This is a genomic window from Nitrospirota bacterium, assembly GCA_040757335.1.
Classification (GTDB): domain Bacteria; phylum Nitrospirota; class Nitrospiria; order 2-01-FULL-66-17; family 2-01-FULL-66-17; genus JBFLXB01.
In genome coordinates this window covers 15,593-33,250 of record JBFLXB010000012.1, presented here as the reverse complement: position 1 = coordinate 33,250, position 17,658 = coordinate 15,593, and the positions used below count along the sequence as shown (strand labels likewise).

The 17,658-nt window shown below is 65.1% G+C and carries 17 protein-coding genes; 11 read left to right on the top strand and 6 right to left on the bottom strand.

Features of this window, described 5'->3' with window-relative positions; translation table 11 throughout:
* Positions 1–74: 74 nt before the first annotated feature.
* Genes AB1451_08280 through AB1451_08265 form a run of 4 tightly spaced genes read left to right on the top strand, consistent with a single transcriptional unit; the run spans position 75 to position 4,895 of the window.
* On the top strand, positions 75–1,910 hold the full coding sequence (locus tag AB1451_08280) for a tetratricopeptide repeat protein (GenBank protein ID MEW6682906.1): 1,836 nt from the start codon (positions 75–77) through the stop codon (positions 1,908–1,910).
* Between the two features lie 21 nt (positions 1,911–1,931).
* On the top strand, positions 1,932–2,504 hold the full coding sequence (locus AB1451_08275) for a chorismate lyase (GenBank protein MEW6682905.1): 573 nt from the start codon (positions 1,932–1,934) through the stop codon (positions 2,502–2,504).
* A gap of 1 nt (position 2,505) precedes the next feature.
* Positions 2,506–3,429, top strand: coding sequence for a 4-hydroxybenzoate octaprenyltransferase (gene ubiA, locus AB1451_08270; protein MEW6682904.1), 924 nt, complete (start codon positions 2,506–2,508; stop codon positions 3,427–3,429).
* Between the two features lie 8 nt (positions 3,430–3,437).
* A complete protein-coding gene (locus tag AB1451_08265; GenBank protein MEW6682903.1) occupies positions 3,438–4,895 on the top strand; it encodes a UbiD family decarboxylase in 1,458 nt (485 codons plus the stop codon).
* A 49-nt stretch (positions 4,896–4,944) separates the two neighbouring features.
* Here AB1451_08265 and AB1451_08260 read toward each other — a convergent pair whose 3' ends face one another.
* The 4 genes from AB1451_08260 to AB1451_08245 form a co-directional block, all read right to left on the bottom strand.
* On the bottom strand, positions 4,945–7,656 hold the full coding sequence (locus AB1451_08260) for a diguanylate cyclase (protein ID MEW6682902.1): 2,712 nt from the start codon (positions 7,654–7,656) through the stop codon (positions 4,945–4,947).
* Positions 7,657–7,685: 29 nt separating this feature from the next.
* Entirely contained in the window at positions 7,686–8,153 is a 468-nt protein-coding gene (locus AB1451_08255; GenBank protein ID MEW6682901.1) for a hypothetical protein, read from the bottom strand.
* A gap of 26 nt (positions 8,154–8,179) precedes the next feature.
* Positions 8,180–8,677, bottom strand: a complete 498-nt coding sequence (locus tag AB1451_08250) for a hypothetical protein (protein MEW6682900.1) — start codon at positions 8,675–8,677, stop codon at positions 8,180–8,182.
* 258 nt (positions 8,678–8,935) lie between these two features.
* Complete coding sequence (locus AB1451_08245) at positions 8,936–10,177, bottom strand: DEAD/DEAH box helicase (protein MEW6682899.1); 1,242 nt, start codon at positions 10,175–10,177, stop codon at positions 8,936–8,938.
* A 378-nt stretch (positions 10,178–10,555) separates the two neighbouring features.
* On the opposite strand from AB1451_08245, the gene AB1451_08240 reads away from it, so the two are divergent.
* From AB1451_08240 to AB1451_08230, 3 genes are read left to right on the top strand one after another with little or no spacing between them, the layout of a single operon-like run.
* Entirely contained in the window at positions 10,556–10,972 is a 417-nt protein-coding gene (locus AB1451_08240) for a hypothetical protein (GenBank protein ID MEW6682898.1), read from the top strand.
* Positions 10,973–11,023: 51 nt separating this feature from the next.
* A complete protein-coding gene (locus tag AB1451_08235; GenBank protein ID MEW6682897.1) occupies positions 11,024–12,046 on the top strand; it encodes a formylglycine-generating enzyme family protein in 1,023 nt (340 codons plus the stop codon).
* Positions 12,034–12,852 (top strand): formylglycine-generating enzyme family protein, encoded by an 819-nt coding sequence (locus AB1451_08230; GenBank protein MEW6682896.1) that lies wholly within the window; start codon positions 12,034–12,036, stop codon positions 12,850–12,852. The genes AB1451_08235 and AB1451_08230 overlap by 13 nt, the downstream gene beginning before the upstream one ends.
* 17 nt (positions 12,853–12,869) lie before the next feature.
* On the opposite strand, the gene AB1451_08225 is transcribed toward AB1451_08230, so the two are convergent.
* The gene (locus AB1451_08225) at positions 12,870–13,514 is read right to left on the bottom strand and encodes a riboflavin synthase (GenBank protein MEW6682895.1); all 645 of its coding nucleotides are present in this window, start codon (positions 13,512–13,514) and stop codon (positions 12,870–12,872) included.
* 3 nt (positions 13,515–13,517) lie between these two features.
* Complete coding sequence (thiD, locus tag AB1451_08220) at positions 13,518–14,396, bottom strand: bifunctional hydroxymethylpyrimidine kinase/phosphomethylpyrimidine kinase (GenBank protein ID MEW6682894.1); 879 nt, start codon at positions 14,394–14,396, stop codon at positions 13,518–13,520.
* A gap of 65 nt (positions 14,397–14,461) precedes the next feature.
* Between thiD and AB1451_08215 the strand changes: the two genes are divergently transcribed.
* From AB1451_08215 to AB1451_08200, 4 genes are all read left to right on the top strand, one after another.
* Positions 14,462–15,247: a lipoate--protein ligase family protein gene (locus tag AB1451_08215; protein ID MEW6682893.1), complete on the top strand. Its 786-nt coding sequence runs from the start codon at positions 14,462–14,464 to the stop codon at positions 15,245–15,247.
* 9 nt (positions 15,248–15,256) lie between these two features.
* A complete protein-coding gene (locus AB1451_08210; protein ID MEW6682892.1) occupies positions 15,257–15,964 on the top strand; it encodes a response regulator transcription factor in 708 nt (235 codons plus the stop codon).
* Positions 15,961–17,058 (top strand): ATP-binding protein, encoded by a 1,098-nt coding sequence (locus AB1451_08205; protein ID MEW6682891.1) that lies wholly within the window; start codon positions 15,961–15,963, stop codon positions 17,056–17,058. The genes AB1451_08210 and AB1451_08205 overlap by 4 nt, the downstream gene beginning before the upstream one ends.
* 190 nt (positions 17,059–17,248) lie before the next feature.
* Positions 17,249–17,656, top strand: a complete 408-nt coding sequence (locus AB1451_08200; GenBank protein MEW6682890.1) for a hypothetical protein — start codon at positions 17,249–17,251, stop codon at positions 17,654–17,656.
* The last annotated feature ends 2 nt before the right edge of the window (positions 17,657–17,658 follow it).

Genomic DNA, 17,658 nt, shown 5'->3' with positions numbered 1-17,658 from the left:
AAGCACGACCACCATACTCGTCCTTTAGGGTTACTTGACCTGGCTTTCCCGATTGGTTGGGGTATAGTGGCGGCGTGGATCGTTCCGACCGCCTGGGAACCCTCGCCCTGATCGGACTGTGCCTCGTTACCAGCCTCCTCTACTTGCCGTTCATTGACCATCCCTTCCAGTACGACGACGAGCACGCCATCGTCGCCAACGCCGCGTTATGGCAACCGGGCGCTTGGCAGGCAGCCTTGACCGGGACCATGCCGTCGAGCGGGGAGGTGCTGAGCGGGCATTACCGGCCGCTGACCTATTTGACGTATTGGGCCACGCTGCGATCGGCAGGGCCGTCGCCCAGCGCGTTTCACGCGGTCAACCTGATCTTGCACCTGTCGGCCGTGGGCCTGTTGTTGATCCTCGTCCGGAACCTGGCGCTCGATCGCAAGGTCGCGGTCCTGACCGCGGCGCTCTTCGCGCTGCACCCGGCCGTGAGCGAGGCCGTGCTCTATGCGTCCGCTCGAGCGACCCTGTTGTCGTCCGTCTTCATGCTGGCCGCGCTCGTCTGCTACGCGCAGGCGCGGTCAAGACAAACGGCCGGGCATTCATCGGCCGGATGGTGGGCGGGGTGGGCCGTGCTGGGGCTCGCCGCCCTGCTCTCGAAGGAGACCAGCGTGGTGCTGCCCCTGCTCTGCGTGGCCATGGACGCTATCGTCTCCGAGCACAACGAGCGGCCCTCCGGATGGCGCCGATGGGGACCGCACGCCGCGGCCTTCGGCGTGATCCTGGGTTTTGCGGCCTGGTTCGGGGTGTGGCGCGCCGCGACCTCGGCGTTGACCACAACCGACGCGGTGTCGCGCTACATCGCCGTCGTGGTTGGACAGATCAGCGCGATGGCCATGGCGATCCGGGTGTTCGTGTTTCCGTGGCCGCTCACCGTGGACCATCCCCTGCCGGCCTGGCCCGAGCCCGGCGCCTGGCTGCTCGTCTCCCTGGTCGGGGCATGGGGTGTGGCCGGACTCGTTGCCTTGTCTTCAACGCCGCCGGCATGGAGGCGGGCGGGATTTTTCGCGCTCTGGGTGATCATTATCGCGCTGCCCACCACGCTGTGGCCGTTGAACGTGCCGTTTCAGGAGCACCGCGCCTACCTCCAACACGCGGGACTGGCGGCCCTGACCGCCCTGGGCGTGGCTCGGCTGCTTGATGCGCGGCGGGTCGGACGGACCGTCGGCGTGCTGGTCGGAGGCACGGCCCTGATTGCGAGCAGTTGGCTCATCATCGACCAGGGACGCCGGTGGAGCGATCCGGTTCGGCTCTGGGACCACGCGCGTCTGACCGCGCCCGCGTCGTTCCGGGCGCAGACCAACGCTGGACTCGCCCTGGCGGCTGCAGGGCGCTGGGACGAAGCCGAAGCCGCGTTGACCACCGCCCTGGCGCTCAACCCCGACTACCCGCCGGCCCTGGCTGGCCGAGGCGTGACCGCGCACCGCCGCGGGGATCGCGCCGCGGCCCGTGTGGACTATGAGCACTCGGTCCGTCTCAAGCCCGACTATGTCCCGGCGTTGTATAACCTGGGACTACTGGCCCAGGAGTCGCCAGAGCCTGGTGCAGCGGTTGCGGCGGAGGAATGGTATCGCCGGGCGCTGGCAATCAATCCGCGCCACCGCGACAGCTTGCTGAACCTGGGAGTGCTCCTGCTCGGCCAACAGCGGACCGAGGAAGCCGCCGCCGCGTTGACCGCGGCCCACTCGGTCTCGCCCGATGCCCCGGAGGTGCTCTATTACTCCGGCGTGGCGGCCGAACGCCAAGGCCGTTTCGGCGACGCGTATGCGTACTACCGTCGGGCGTGGGAAACCGCGCGCGCGAGCGGACGCACCGCATTGGCCCGCGACGCCCGGACGCGGCTGACCGCGCTCGACCCGCCTTGACACCCCCCAAAACGCTCACGTATGATCCCGCGCGTGATCGCACTCGCCACGACCTCCATCGCCTGGAAAACACTCGAAGAATTCCTCGCCGAAGCGGATTCCCTGGACGTCCCCACGGTGCTGCGACTGCTCCTCACTTCGGACGGCTCCATGACCACGGCGCTCGAGGCGTTGCGGGTGGGCCGGGTCAGCGTCGAAGTCGTACGCCAAGGTGAAGAGTCCATTGACGACGACACCGCGCGGCGTCTGGGCGTGTCGGCGCGTCAGACCGCGGTGGCTCGCCACGTCTGGCTCACCCACGCCGGCGAGCGGTTGCTGTACGCAGTCTCGGTCTTGCCGCTGGAGTCCCTGGCTCCGGACGTGGCGACTGAAATCCGCCGCGGGATTGAGCCCCTGGGCCGGTTGTTCGATACCAAGAGCCGGGCCGTGATCCGCGACGACCTCCGCATTGGCCGGCATCACAACCCCGATCTGGCCAAAGCGTTCGGAGCCGACCCCGCGGACCCGTTGTGGTGTCGGGCGTATCGGCTCGCGGTCGAAGGCACGCTCACCGCCTCCATCGTGGAGGTGCTCTCTCCCCGCCTGGCGGACTGACGTGGCCACCGACGTTGCCAGGCCACACGGCCTCGATCTCCGCGGCAAGCCGACCGGCTCCACGTGGCGAACCAAGCTGGCCGCGGTGTCGGATCTGATCCGCCTCCCCAAACAGTACGGCACGCTCCTGCTCATGGCGCCCGCGCTCTGGTCGCTGGTGATCGCCTCCAACGGCCGGCCCTCGTGGCGACTGCTGGCGGTGTTCGTCATGGGCGCGTTCGTGATGCGCAGCGCGGGATGCGTGCTGAACGACCTTGCGGACCGACACATCGACGGCCGCGTGCAACGGACCAAAGAGCGCCCCCTGGCCTCGGGACGCCTGACTCCGGGCGAGGCGCTCGCGGTGGGCGCGGCGCTGTCGTTCGTCGCGCTGCTGCTGGCGCTGACCTTGAACCCGTTGGCCATCGCCCTCAGCGTGGTCGGTTTCGTGCTCGCCGCGGTCTATCCGCTGATGAAGCGCGTGATCGCGATGCCCCAGGCGGTGATGGGCGCCGCGTTCGGCTGGGGCGCGTTGCTCGCCTGGGCCGCGGTTCGCAACGAGGTGGGAGCACCCGCGGTGGTGATCTTCCTCGCCACGGTCTGCTGGGCCGCGGGGTACGACACCATCTACGCGATGTTGGATCGCGACGACGATCTGAAGATCGGTGTGCGCTCGTCCGCGATTCTGTTTGGACCATACGCGTGGGCCGGAGTGGGCGTCCTCTTCGCGTTCTCAGTGGCCGGCCTGGTCGTGCTGGGCATGCGGGTCCCAATGGGAGGCGTGTACCACGCCACCATCGCGGCGGTCGCCGCGGTGCTCGCGTATCAGACCTGGCGTCTGCGGCGGGAGATCGACCACGCCGCGATATTCGCGTTGTTTCGGTCGCATGCGTGGATCGGTCTCGTCGTGTTACTGGGCATCATCGTTGATCTCGGGATGAGATAGGAGCTGCCGTGCCGTACGTTGACCTGCGCGAATTTCTGGACGCCCTGGAGAAAGCCGGGGAACTGGTCCGGGTGAAGACCGAGGTGGACCCGCGGCTCGAAGTCACGGAGATTCTCAATCGCTTGCTGGCGCGCGAGGGCCCGGCGGTCCTGTTCGAGCGCGTCAAAGGCTCGTCGATCCCGCTGCTGGCCAACCTCTTCGGCACGGTCAAACGCGTGGCCATGGGGCTGGAGACCGATGAAGCCGGGCTGGAAGAGATCGGCAAGTTCCTGGCGTTCCTGCAACACCCGGAGCCGCCCAAAGGCTTCGTGGACGCGATCAAGCACCTGCCCTTCTACGGCCGCATCCTGCACCTGGCGCCCAAGACCGTGAGCCGCGCAGCCTGCCAGGAGGTCGTGCTCACGGGCGAACAGGTTGACTTAGGCATCCTGCCCATCATGTTCTGTTGGCCTGATGACGGCGGCCCGCAGATCAACTGGCCGTTGGTCATCACCAAGTCGCCGCACGGGGGGAAGTACAACGCCGGCATTTATCGTCTGCAGGTGTTGGGTAAGAACCGCACGGCCATGCGCTGGCTCAAACACCATGGCGGCGCGCACCATTGGCGCGAGTGGATGAAACTTGGCAAGACCATGCCGGTGGCGGCGGTGCTGGGGTGCGACCCCGGCACCACCATTGCCGCGGTCACCCCGGTGCCCGAGGAGATCGGCGAGTTTCACTTTGCGGGCCTGTTGCGCAAGAAGAACATCGAGCTGGTGCGCTGCAAAACCATCGACCTGGAAGTGCCGGCGTCAGCGGAGATCGTGATCGAGGGCGAGGTCTCGCCCGGCGATATGGCGGACGAGGGCCCGCACGGCGACCACACCGGCTATTACAACCCGGTGGAGTCGTTTCCGGTGTTTCGGGTGACCGCCATCACGCACCGGCAGAATCCGATTTACATGACCACGGTGACCGGCCGGCCGCCGCGCGAGGACGCGGTGGTGGCGCTCGCGCTCAACCGCGTGTTCCTGCCCATGATCAAGCGCACGTTCTCCGAGATCGTGGACTTCCACCTGCCCATGGAAGCGCTGTCGTATCGCGTGGCCGTCATCTCCATGAAAAAGGAATTCCCCGGCCACGCCAAACGCGTGATGATGGGGCTGTGGGGATTCTTGAAGCAGTTCCTGTACGTGAAGTTCGTGATCGTGGTCGATCCCAACATCAACGTCCGCAAGTGGGAAGACGTGATCTGGGCCATTTCGACCAACGTGGACCCGCGGCGCGACGTCACGATCATTGACCACACGCCCATCGACTACCTGGACTTCGCCTCGCCGCTTCCCGAGCTCGGCGCCAAAATGGGGATCGACGCCACCACCAAGATCCCGCCCGAGACCTCGCGCGAATGGGGCAAACCGATCGTCATGGATCCCGATATCGTCGAGCGCGTCACCCGGCGGTGGCAAGAGTACGGGTTCGGGTAACCCTCGGGCGCAGGGGCGACGCATGCGTCGCCCCTGCTTCAACGGATTGTTACGCGTTGGACGCGCGCTTCAGACCGTTACCCTGGACAACGGAATCGCCGTCTTCCAGCGTGAGCGCATAGGGCTTGCCGAACATGTAGCCCTGCACCAGGGACACCCCGATGTCTTTGACCGTTCGGAGCTCCTGTTCGGTCTCAATCCCCTCCGCAATGATGCCGGACTTCGCATAGTACTGGAGCGCCACCACCATTCCGGCCATGAATTCTTTGAACTGCGGAGTTGAGACCGCCTGCAGGATGGTGGACCGATCGATCTTGATGTAGTCCGGAACCAACCTCGCGACAAACGGCAGCGAGATGAAGCCGGCCCCGAAGTCGTCGATGGCGAACTTGTAACCCAGCCGTCGCCACCGGTTGGCCACCTCCAGCTTGGTCTCGATGTCGTGTAACGCTTCCAGTTCCGAGATCTCCAACACGACGTCGATCCCCTCCGGCTTCGGCACCAGCCCGTACGTCGAGAGCAGCGCGAAGTCCACGTTGACGAAGACGGTGTGGAGACCGGCCTCCTGCGCCGCCTTCAACTGAACCTGGAAACACACCGACTTCAACTCGCCGAGCTTCCCGATGATTTCGTACTTCTTGAACAAGTCGAACACGCTCAGCTTCCCCGCGGGGTCGCGGGTGAGCACCTCGTACCCGATGATCTGATTCGTTCTGAGATCAATGATGGGCTGCACGGCCACGGCGGGCTGGAACGTGACTTTGCTCGAGGTCTTGTCCAAGTCGTATTCTTCGGCTCCGACGTGGATCTTGTCGCCGCCCTTCTTGGAAATATAGAGCGCCAGATCCGCGATGCGGATCAGGTCGTCTTCGTTCGACCCGTGGTCGGGGTACAGCGCGATACCGGTGCTCACGTCCAAATCCGGAGCGAGGTCCCTGGCGGTGTGCCGGATTTTGGCTCTGATTCGCTCCGCCGTGGTGCGGGCGCCTTCACGGGTGGTCTCCGGCAGCACCACCATGATCTCGTCTCCGCCCCATCGAAACACGAGGTCGATTCCGCGGACCGCGTTCAGGATGGCTTTCGCCACCAGTTTGAGACTCTCGTCGCCGGCCTGATGGCCCCTGGTGTCGTTCACGGCCTTGAACCGGTCCAGATCGCACAACAACATGGCCATCGGCTGCTGACTCCGTTCGGCTCTCGCGAGCTCCGCGCCGATCCGACGATCGAAATAGCGTCGATTGTAGAGCCCGGTCAGGGCGTCGCGAATGGCTTGCTCGGCCAGCGTTTCTTCGGCCCGCTTGCGTTCGGTCAGGTCCTGCGCCACGCAGACGATGCCCTGCACGTGGCCCTGCTCGTTCCGCATGGGGGAGGCGGAGAACAATACGGGGATGCTCCGTCCGTCCTTCGCTCGGTACGTCGTCTCGCGATTCACGGCAAGGGTGCCGGTGACCAAACTGTCCACCCACGACTCCTGCGCCCACAACGCCGGGGGAAAGATCATTTGGGCGGACTGCCCGATGAGGTCTCCCTCGCCGTATTCGAGCAGGTCCAGCGTCGCTCGATTGACCGTCTTGATGACGCCCGACGTGTCGATTACGATCAGGCTGTTCATCATGTTGGCGATGATCGAATCCACGTAGTGCTTTTCCACCAACTGTTCTCGCTGCCGTTTGAGATCCACGGTCATCTGATTGAACACGCCGGCCAACGCTCCGATCTCGTCGGGCGAGGTGTGATGCGCCTTCCCGCTGAAGTCTCCCTGGGAGACCCGCCGCGCCACCGCCGCGATCCCGAGGATCGGCCGGGCCATCCTGCGAGACACCACGACCGACATGACGCTCACGGCGAGTGCGACCAGGGTGCCGATGAGGAGGATGATCACATTGAGCCGCCTGATCGGCGCAAACGCCGTCGACGTATTCTGGGAGACCAGAATGCCCCAACTGAATCCGGGGTAATCGCGATGACCCTTCGACGAACTGTACCCCAACAGCGACTCGCCCGAGCTCATCACGTTCTCGATCAAGTAGCCTTCCGATTGATTGACGGCGAGCCTCGCGGACCGCAGTCCCAGCGTGATCAGATTGTCCCGAAACAAACCGTCCCGATGGACATCCGGGGCGGCGATGATCAATCCGTCGCGACGGGTCAGGAAGACCTCGGGTCGTCGCTGGGACGGGTCGGTCGCGGCCTGAGCCGATTGGGTCAAATGCGCGAGCTCATCCGCGTTCCACAGCGCGCACAAGACGCCGACGACCTTGTCGTTCATGAACTGGGCTCTGACCGGGAACGAGAACGTGACCACCCACTCCTGACTCGATTGATCCCGGTGCACGTCGTCCACGAAGGCCGTTCCGCTCATCGCCCGCCGATGGAACTCCTCCGCGCTTGCGTCGCGGCCGATCAGCTCCGGATGACTCGCGGCGACGACCTTGCCCTCGGGGTTCAGGGCGACGATGTTCGCAAAGTATCCGTACTCTCGCTCCACCTCCATCAGGTAGGTGGAGATCTTGCCGTCCAGATCCCCGGTGAGGATCTCCTGCATGATGTCCAGCTTCGACCAGGTCAACACGTTCTGGTAGACCTCGTACACGCTGCGGTCCACCTTGTCCATGGTCTCGTGCGCGATTTGGTGGAAGCTGGTACCGAGACTCGTTTTCATCGCGCTCAGCGCAACGGGATAGGCAACCACCCCGGCCAGCAGTAGCGGCAGCAGGGACAGGAGCAGGAAGGTCACGGTCGTCTTGATCTGTAATCGCATGTCGGCTCAGGGGGTCAAGCTGCCGGGGGTCAATTCACCTTCAGCGGGTACCCTTCCTCTCCGGGCAACGACCCGTTGATGCGAAGCGTCTTGACGCGTCGGTCGCGATACGAGGCGTCGATGACGCTGATGGCCGTGGGCACCTGGTTGACGAAACGGATGACGGCTTCGTTCGAGTTCAGGACTCTCGGGAACGACGTGATCTCCTCCCGATACATTTTGGCGAGCCACATCTTCTTGAGGCCTTCGTCGCTCGTTTGGTAGATCTTCTCCAGCACCACGCCCTTTTCCCTGCTCCCGCTTTCTCGCAACACCAGATAGACCTTCTCGTTGCCCCGCCAGTACTGTTTTTCCAGCTTGAAGATCTTGACCAGATCCTTCCACTGGATGTCGTCGACGGGGTTGTCCGGGCTGACGACCACCGCGAGGTCGGCTGCGTCCGCGCCGACCGGGGCCATCAACAGGAGGATCAGGACGAGGCGGAGGATTCGAGGCACGCGTTGGCCCGGGGGACTACGGTGTCTCAAAAGGCGAAGGACAAATTGACGCTCAGCAGATGCTCGTCGTCGTCCGCCTGAAAGTTGGCGAAGGCGCATTCGACTTTGAGCGCGTTCCACGGCAGGAAATCCCACCGCGTTCCGAGCGTGTGTTTGTGGACGTCCACCACGTTGGACGAATAGTAGGGATCGGGCCCCCCGAAATTCAGTACGTCGAACCGGTAATACGGCATCACGTCCTTCACCACATAGGCGGCCTGGGCGTACGGTCCGAGGCTGTCGAAGATCTGGTCGCTGGTGTGGTCATCGTGGTAGATGTTGAACACCTCGCCCAGCAGCTCGAGGCGGTTCGTCTTGTAGAGGACCGTCCCTCCGATGAAATACGTCTCGGCCAAGAAGTAGGCTCGCTCGGTCAACCTCGAAGTCAATACCAGGTTGAACTGGCCCAGGGCGAAGGAATCATCGCGTCCATCGTCGGCGGAGCTGACATTGAACCCCACGTCCAGAAACCCTCGGACGTTCAACTTGGGAAGCTGGATGGACGTTGCCCCCCATCATCGCCACGCCATGGACAGCCACGCGGGCTTCGCCATCTGAGACCTCACGCCCGGAGGAATGCCCATCCCCGCTTTCAATGTAGTGGCTAAAATTGTGCCGTCAAGAAACAGCAGCCAGTGTGGAGCCCTCCGGTCGTACCGGCCGGGAGTGGCTCGGGCAGGTTTGGGGGAAAATAACGTGCAGGAACGGCGGTGGTCGCCGTCCCCGCACGTCGAGGGTAGTTGTTAGGCGGGACGACGCAACGGCTGACGCGAACCACGAACGCCCGGTCCGCCTCGGCCTGGACGCCACGCGCCGCGCGGTGCCTGAGCAGGTCGTCGGCTGGAAACGGACTCCGAGATCTGCCCGGGTTCGAACCCTTCGACCACGCGTGTTGCCACCGGCGTGCGGGCCTCGCGTTGCATATCCCGCCACAGGCCTCGGTCGGCCTCCGACACCAGCGAAATCGCGCAGCCCGAGGCTCCGGCGCGGGCCGTTCGCCCGATCCGGTGGACGTACGCCTCGTAGGTATTCGGCACGTCGAAGTTGACCACATGCGAGACCTCCGGCACGTCGATCCCGCGCGAGGCGAGGTCGGTCGCCACCAACACCCGGGCTCTTCCCTCGCGGAAATCGGCCAGGGCACGCACGCGGGCCGACTGGCTCTTGTTGCTGTGGAGCGCGGTCGCGGAGTGCCCGTGACGGGTGAGATGCTCGGCCAGGTTGTTGGCGCCGTGTTTGGTGCGTGTGAACACGATGGTCCGCTGCATGGAGGCGTCGCCCAGCAGGTGGACCAGCAACGCGCGCTTGCGGTGATGATCCACGGGGTGGCCGATTTGTACGACGTCGGTCACGGTCGTGGCCGGCGGAGCGACCGCGATCATGGTCGGACTGACCAGCAGATCATCGGCCAACGCGCGAATCGCGGGCGGCATCGTGGCTGAAAACATCATGGTCTGCCTCTTCTTCGGCAAGATGGCGACCAGTCGCTTGATGTCATGGATGAATCCCATGTCCAACATGCGGTCGGCCTCGTCGAGGACCAGGACCTCCAACGAGTCGAACCGCACGGTCTTTCTCTGGAGATGGTCCAACAGGCGACCGGGCGTGGCGATCACGATGTCCACGCCGCGTCGAAGCGCCTGGTCCTGGGGCTCATACCCCACACCGCCGAAAATGACGACCGAACGCAACGGCAAGAACGCGCCAAGCGCGCGCACGGACTCGCCGATCTGCAGCGCCAGCTCGCGCGTGGGCGCGAGGATCAGCGCGCGAGGCGAAATTCCGCGCCGGTGACCCAGGCGCTGGAGAAGCGGCAGCGCGAATCCGGCGGTCTTGCCGGTCCCGGTCTGGGCGCAACCCAACACATCCCCGCCTTTGAGCGCGACGGGAATCGCCTGCTCCTGGATGGGGGTGGGAGTTTTGTAACCTGCGCGCTCCACGGCGCGCTCCAATTCGGGCGCAAGGCCCAATTGCGAAAACGACATGCTTCTTCCTTTCTGGACGGAGCCTTCTTGCTCCGTCGTGTAGACCGGCGACATGCCCGGCAGGTCGCAACCAACCGGAGAACTGAGACGGGCTTAGGAGATCACAACCGATGCAGAGATCGACGGCGGGAAAACAACGATGCTCATGCGGCGGGAAACAGCCAGCCTCTATTCACGGACTGCGTGTACTATACACGACAATCGGTTGAAGCGCCAGGATTTTCTTCGCTCCGTCCCTCCCGACCGGCGCCGGTCTCGGTTGTCGACGTCGGTCCACCGATATCCCGACGGGTGATTCCTGCGCCATCCGTGCTTGCCAGCTTCGATCCCAGCGACTAGGCTTATCCCGTCAGGCTCGAACTCGAAAGGAACCATGCGATGAAACGAATGGCTCTGGTGATCGCGATAACCGGAATCGTGCTCAACGCCGCCACCGGACTCGCGGCCTCGAAACCGGTCGCCAAACCGACCACGCTCGGCGTGCCGTCCTACCCGGGTTGGAAAGTTCACCGGCTCGACGACAAGGCCGATGCCTCGGGCGAAACACACCTGTATCAGTACCAGTACTATTCCGACGACTCCGCGAAGGACATCGTGGGGTTCTATGAAAAGCACCTCAACACTGCGGCGTCGTTCATGGAGCCCACGCATACCTACACCATCACGGCGAAGGACGGAGCCATGATCCAGGTGACGGCTCCTCCGGACGGCGTTTCTCAAGTGGACGACGACGGCCAGCCCACCGGGAGAACATGGAGTTCCCTGATCACGATCATTCGGTTCCAAAGCCAATAACCCCTCCGCGCTGGTGTTTTCCCCTCACTTTTGTTATGACTACACGCCGCGATGGCTGGCGTGCATTTTCGGCTGTTCCGGCGTGGTTTGCGCTGGCTCGTAGCGGCGTGCGTCCCCATGGCGGCGTGGGGCGCCGCCAGCGCCGCTGACCCGGCCTCGAATCCGCCCTCGCTGACGCCCACCCTCCCTCCCCCGACGCACACGGTCTGCGGCCGCTGTCACGTGGGAGCGCGCATTCCCACCCTCCAGCCAACCACCGACCCCGCCTGCGCCGAATGTCATCTGTTCGGTTCGCCAGGCGTCACCATCGAACCGGTGCTCGCACGGGTGGCGGCAACAGGGTCGGACGCATCGACGCCGTCCCCGATCAAGCAATCCATGATCACGATTCCCGGCGGCGAGTTCACCATGGGGAACAACGGGCGCGGCGATGACGGGCCCGGCGACGAAGACGAGCGGCCCGAGCATCGGGTGCAGGTCAAGACGTTCCGGATCGACACGTACGAGACGACCAACGCCATGTACGAGGCATTCGTACGCGCGACCCGTCGCGATCCCCCGTTTCACTGGATCGAGGGGCGCTTCCCCGAGGGCAAAGCCGATCACCCGGTGGTGTACGTGAATTGGCACGATGCCGACGCGTTCTGCCGCTGGGCCGGCAAGCGGCTGCCCACCGAGGCCGAGTGGGAACGCGCCGCGCGCAGCGGCGACGGACGACGCTTTCCTTGGGGCGACGAATTCGCCCCGCTCAAGGCCAACACGCCGCAATACTGGCTCACCAAACACGTCGCGGGCGACACCCTGCCGGTGGGCTCCTTCCCCCAGGGCCGGACCCCCGAAGGCGTGGAAGACATGGCCGGGAACGTGTATGAGTGGGTGGCCGACTGGTACCAACCGTATCCCGGCAATCAATTCCCGAACGTCCACTACGGCACGAAGAACAAAGTGCTCCGCGGCGGGTCGTGGTACGACTGTCTGTCCTACGGGTGCGGCCTCAGCTCCCCGGCCTACAACCGCAGCCGGTTCGCGCCCGAGATCAAGAACAAGGGATTCGGATTCCGATGCGCGAAGTGACTCTCCCCCTCGCCCTCTCGGTGTTCATCGCGATCGCCTGCACCCCAACTCCACCCAGCATGGTCCACATCCCCGGCGGGACGTTCGTCATGGGGACGGATCAGGTGGACACCGAACATCGGGCCGCGGAGTATGGAATCCTCAAGCCGTGGTTCGAAGACGAGCACCCCGCTCACACCGCGAACATTCCGGGGTATTACCTCGACAAGTTCGAGGTCACCAATGCGGATTACCAGGTGTTCGTGCAGGCCACGCAGCGACGGCCCCCGCCGGACTGGCGTGGTGCGCGCCACCCACCGGGCCGGGCTCGGCACCCCGTGACGTCGGTCACGTGGGACGACGCGGATACCTATTGCCGGTGGGCGGGCAAACGCCTGCCCACGGAAGCCGAATGGGAAAAGGCCGCCCGCGGCTTCGAGGGCCGGCTGTATCCGTGGGGCGACGGGTTCGAACTCAGCCGCGCCAACCTTGGCGGCGCGAGAAGCGGAACCACCGCGGTCGGGAGCTACCCGAGCGGCCAGAGCCCGATGGGCGTTCACGATCTGGTCGGAAACGTGTGGGAGTGGACCGCGGATTGGTATGAACCGTATCCCGGCAACCCCGCCGCGGCGCCGGCCGGAACCCCATCGCTCCGCGTGCTGCGCGGGTCGTCATGGGCGGGCGTCGGGCACTTCGCACCGGACGCGCTCCAGGCGATCCTGGCACATAACGCGCGCGGAAGCTTCCGGTTCGGCGCCGACCCGAACAGCCGACTAAACGACGTGGGCTTTCGCTGCGCGCGCAATGCTGACGGGGCGAGGGGGTGACGCCCCCTCTATTATCTTTACAGCAACCCCCGTTTTCTCAAAAACTCCGCGTCCACCTTCTCGGGCTTGACCTCGCCCCCCAACAACAGACGCTCCACGTATTTGGCGATCAGGTCAGGCTCAAGATTCACGAGCGCGCCTGGGGGCTTGAGTCCGAGGTTGGTGGCCTGCGCCGTGTGGGGAATGATGGTCACGCCGAAGGTCTTCTCGGTCAGCCCCGTGATGGTGAGGCTGACGCCGTCCACCGTGATCGAGCCTTTGCCCACGCAGTAGCGGAGGATCTCGCGGGGCGCCTCAATCGTGAGGTTGACCGCGTTGCCGTCGGGCGCGCGAGAAACCACCCGGCCCACCGCCTCCACGTGGCCGCTCACCAGGTGACCGCCGAGCCGGTCGCCGACGCGCACCGCCCGCTCCAGGTTCACCCCGTCGCCCGGCGCCAGGCCTCCCAACGCGGTCACGCGCAGCGTTTCGGGCGACACGTCGACTCCAAACCCCTGCTCGCTGAATCGCACCACGGTCAGGCACACGCCGTTGACCGTGACGCTGTCCCCCACCCTCATCCCGCTGATGATCCGCCTTGCAAGGATGGTCAGGACCGCGGACTGCAGGCCCCGGTCGAGCGCCTGGACCACGCCCAGTTCTTCGATAATGCCCGTAAACATGGTCTATTGACTCCCTTCGTCGTCCGCCAATCGGTACAAGTGGTGAACCGGTCCCCGGCCGTGTCCGATGGCCAGTCCGTGTCGGATCGCCGCCGTCACGTATTGTTTCGCCGCGCGCACCGCCTCCGTCAGGTCCGCGCCCTGAGCAAGGTGCGCGGCGATCGCCGCGCCATACGCGCAGCCGGTTCCGTGGGTGTGCGGCACGTCGATCCATTCGCCGGGGAACACGGTCCACGTCGCGCCATCGTAGAGCACGTCAGTGGCCGGCGACGACGATAGATGGCCGCCTTTGAGCAAGACCGCGCGGCAGCCCAGACGATGGATCGCCGCCGCGGCCGCGCGCGCCTCCTCCACGGAGCTGATCCGCGTCCCGAGGAGCGCTTCCGCCTCGGGCACGTTGGGCGTCACCACCTCCGCCAGCGGGAACAGATGCCGTCTCATGACGTCGACGGCGTCCGGTTGGAGCAGCGTCGTGCCGGTTTTCGAGACCATGACCGGATCGACGACCAGATGAGGCGCCGACCACTTGCGCAGGCGTTCGGCGGTGAGGCGCACGATATCGGCCGAGAACAACATCCCCGTCTTCACCGCATCGATCGCAAAGTCGTCGAAAACCGCGTCGAGCTGCGCTTCGATCACCGCGCGCGGCAAGGGATGGATCCGGGAGATCGCCTTGGTGTTCTGCGCCGTCACCGCGACCACCACCGACAGCGCGAACACGCCGTTGGCCTCCATCGCCTTGATGTCGCCTTGGATTCCCGCGCCGCCGCCGGAATCCGAGGTCGCGACGGTCAGGGCCAGGGGCATGGTGCGGGCTTTCGGCATCGTGTGGTAGAGGCGGACCGGAACCGCGTCGGTACGGCGGACGCGACATTCTATCATCGCTCTCCCGTCGCCTTCAACGCGCGCCCCTTGACCTTCATCGCGGCATCCTCCAGACTGGGCGCGTGGACCCTTGGCGATTGATCCTCGATCCTCCGTCTCCCGCCTCCTACAACATGGCCGTGGACGAGGCATTGGTCGACTCCTGCCGTCGGGGCGCGAGCGGCCCCACGCTCCGCCTCTATGGGTGGGACCGACCCGCCATTTCACTGGGGTATTTCCAACGGCCGGATCAGGTCGTCGACCTCGACCTTTGCCGCGACGCCGGCGTTCCCGTGGTCAGGCGGACCACCGGCGGCCGCGCCGTCTACCACCGGCACGAAGTGACGTACAGCGTGGTCGCTCCTGTTCCGCACCCGTGTTTCCCTCCCACCATTCGCGGCACGTACGAGACCATCGGGGTTGCCCTGGAAGCCGCGCTGGTCCGGCTCGGCTTTCGCGTCGCGCGGCGCGACCGCGATGCCGAACGCGTGCGCCAGGCCTCGGGGTCTCCGCTCTGTTTCGCCGCAACCTCCCGAAACGAACTGACCCTCGACGGGAAAAAGGTCGTGGGCAGCGCTCAGCGCCGGTGGCCCACCGCCTTCCTTCAGCACGGATCGATCCTGTTGCGGTACGATCCGCGGGAGGTCTCGCAGTTCTTCCCGGCCGAGCCGGACGCGTTGGAGTCCATCACCGGACTGGGCGCGCATCGTGAAAGCGTCACGCCGGTCGAGGTCTGCCAAACACTGGTTGCGAGCTGGGAGCGCCTCTTCGGGGTGGCACTCCGCCCCGCTGCTTTGACGGCCGACGAAGCGGCCGCCGTCGCAGAAACGTCACACGCACGTGATCTCACCGTGACCCAGCCGGTCTAGGATGGTGCTGTGAGCACGAACCCGTTGGTCCTGATCGTGGAGGACGATCCCAAAACCTCCAACCTGCTCAAGGTCTACCTCGAACGCGAAGGATTCCAGACGCGGTCGGCGGCCGACGGGGCGCAAGCGGTGGAGATTGCACAACGCCACCCTCCTGCGCTCATCGTCCTCGACCTCATGATCCCCAAACTGGACGGGCTGGAGGTCTGTCGTCGAATCCGCCAGAGCTCCGAGGTGCCGATCCTGATGCTCACGGCCCGAGTGGAGGAAGTGGACAAACTGGTCGGCCTCTCCATCGGCGCCGACGACTACGTGACCAAACCGTTTTCCCCCCGCGAGGTGGTGGCGCGCGTGAAGGCGATCTTGCGGCGCACCGCCCACAAGCCCGAGAGCGGGGGGACCAAGATCCTCGCCTCCGGCGACCTGGTGGTGGACGAAGCCAAAGCCAAAGTCACCCTGAAAGGCAAACCCGTCTCGCTCACCGCCATCGAGTTGCGCCTGCTGGTCAAGCTGATGCGCTCGCCGGGCCACGTGTTCTCGCGCGCGCAACTCTTGGATGCGCTCTACACGCAAGACACGGTCCACGTGCTCGACCGCACCGTGGACGTGCACATCGGCCGCTTGCGCGACAAGATCGAACCCGAGCCCGCGCAACCCACGTACGTGTTGACCGTGCGCGGGCTCGGGTACAAGTTTCGCGACGAGGACCGGGCATGACCGCCGCGCCCACACCCCGCCTGCGCCGCGTGCGCTTGCTGTGGAAGCTGATGGGCATTCACCTGCTGGTCATCTCGTCCGTGATCGCGATCATCTGGGTGGCGATCGAGCGCATCGCGGGCGACTACTTCATGCAGTTGATGAAGGAGTACCACATCGACCCGGTCACGCCGCACCAGATGTTCCTGCACGCCACGACATCCACGCTGATTTGGACGAGCATCGGAGCCGTGGCCTTGGCGCTCGCCGCAAGCTGGGTCCTCACGCGCCGGATCCTGCGCCCCATCCGCGGGATGGGCGCGATCGCGGGACGCATCGCCGGAGGGGACTACTCCCAGCGCGTCCAGGCCGTGCCCGGGGACGAAGTGGGCGAGTTGGCAAATGCCTTCAACCAGATGGTCTGCAGCCTGCAGCGCGTGGAAAAGCTGCGCAAAGACCTGGTGGCAGACGTCGCGCACGAGCTCCGAACGCCGCTCACCAACATGCGCGGCTACCTCGAAGCCCTGCGAGACGGCGTCTTACCCGCCACCCCGCAGCAGATCGCCTCGCTGCACGAGGAAGTGCTACGCCTGGTCCGCCTGGTCGAAGGCCTTCACCAGTTGGCCATCGCCGACGCCGGGATCCAGCGCCTGCGCCTGGACGCTCTGAACTTGGGCGCGCTCACCTCGCAGACGCTCGACCCCTTCCGAGCCCGTTTCGCGCAAAAGGGCGTCCGGCTGTCGGCAACCGATCCAGGAAACGGCACCATCGTCCGAGTGGATCACGACCAGTTCGTGTGCGTGCTCAATAACCTTTTCGAGAACGCGCTGCACTACACGCCCCTTGGGGGCGAGGTGACCGTGCGCGTCCGCCAGGAGGGGCCCGCCGCGGTCATCGAAGTGTCCAACACCGGGGAGGGCATCCCGCCGCACGACCTGCCGTTCATCTTCGAGCGCTTCTATCGCGGGGAGAAGTCCCGCTCCCGCGAGCACGGCGGCGCAGGCATCGGTCTGTCTCTCGTCAAACAGATCCTGGAGGCTCACGGCGGCGCGGTGTCTGTCGCCAGCGACAAGGGTCTCACCACCTTCCGCATCATCCTCCCGCTCGGCCGGTAACAGTCCAGGCCCTGGCTGCGCCCCCCTTTAAAAAAGGGGGGAACCGGGGGGATTTCGCTCCGCAAGGCCCCTTCCGATTTCATCGAATTGTCACATCCCGATCATGTTCCCGTCAAAGTCGGCGCGTAGAGTTAAGCCCGTTGAACGTGAGACCCGGCCCGAACCAGGCCACAACGCGAGGAGAGAGCTGATGGGAACGATGCACATGACGGGGACCAAGATCGAGCGCCTGCTGTTCATCTACAACGCCGACTCCGGAAAATGGGGCGCGTTCGTGGACAGCGCCAAGAAGCTCTTGATGATCAACGGCTGTGCTCTATGCAGCATTACCCACGGGTTGGCCGGCGAGCGCTCCGAGTGGAAAGAATGCAAGGAGGAGTTGGGTGTACCGATCGACTACGTGCACCGCGACGAGCTGACGCCGCAACTCAAGGCATTGGTCGGTGACACCCTGCCATGCATCGTGGCCCAAACCCGCTCCGGGCCGATCCTCCTGGTGCGGCCGGAGGTCTTGGAGCGCTGCCGCGGAAGCGTGGGCGAGTTGAAGGGCAAGATCCACTACTACGCCGGGCTCAAAGACCTGGAGCTTGCGGCATGACA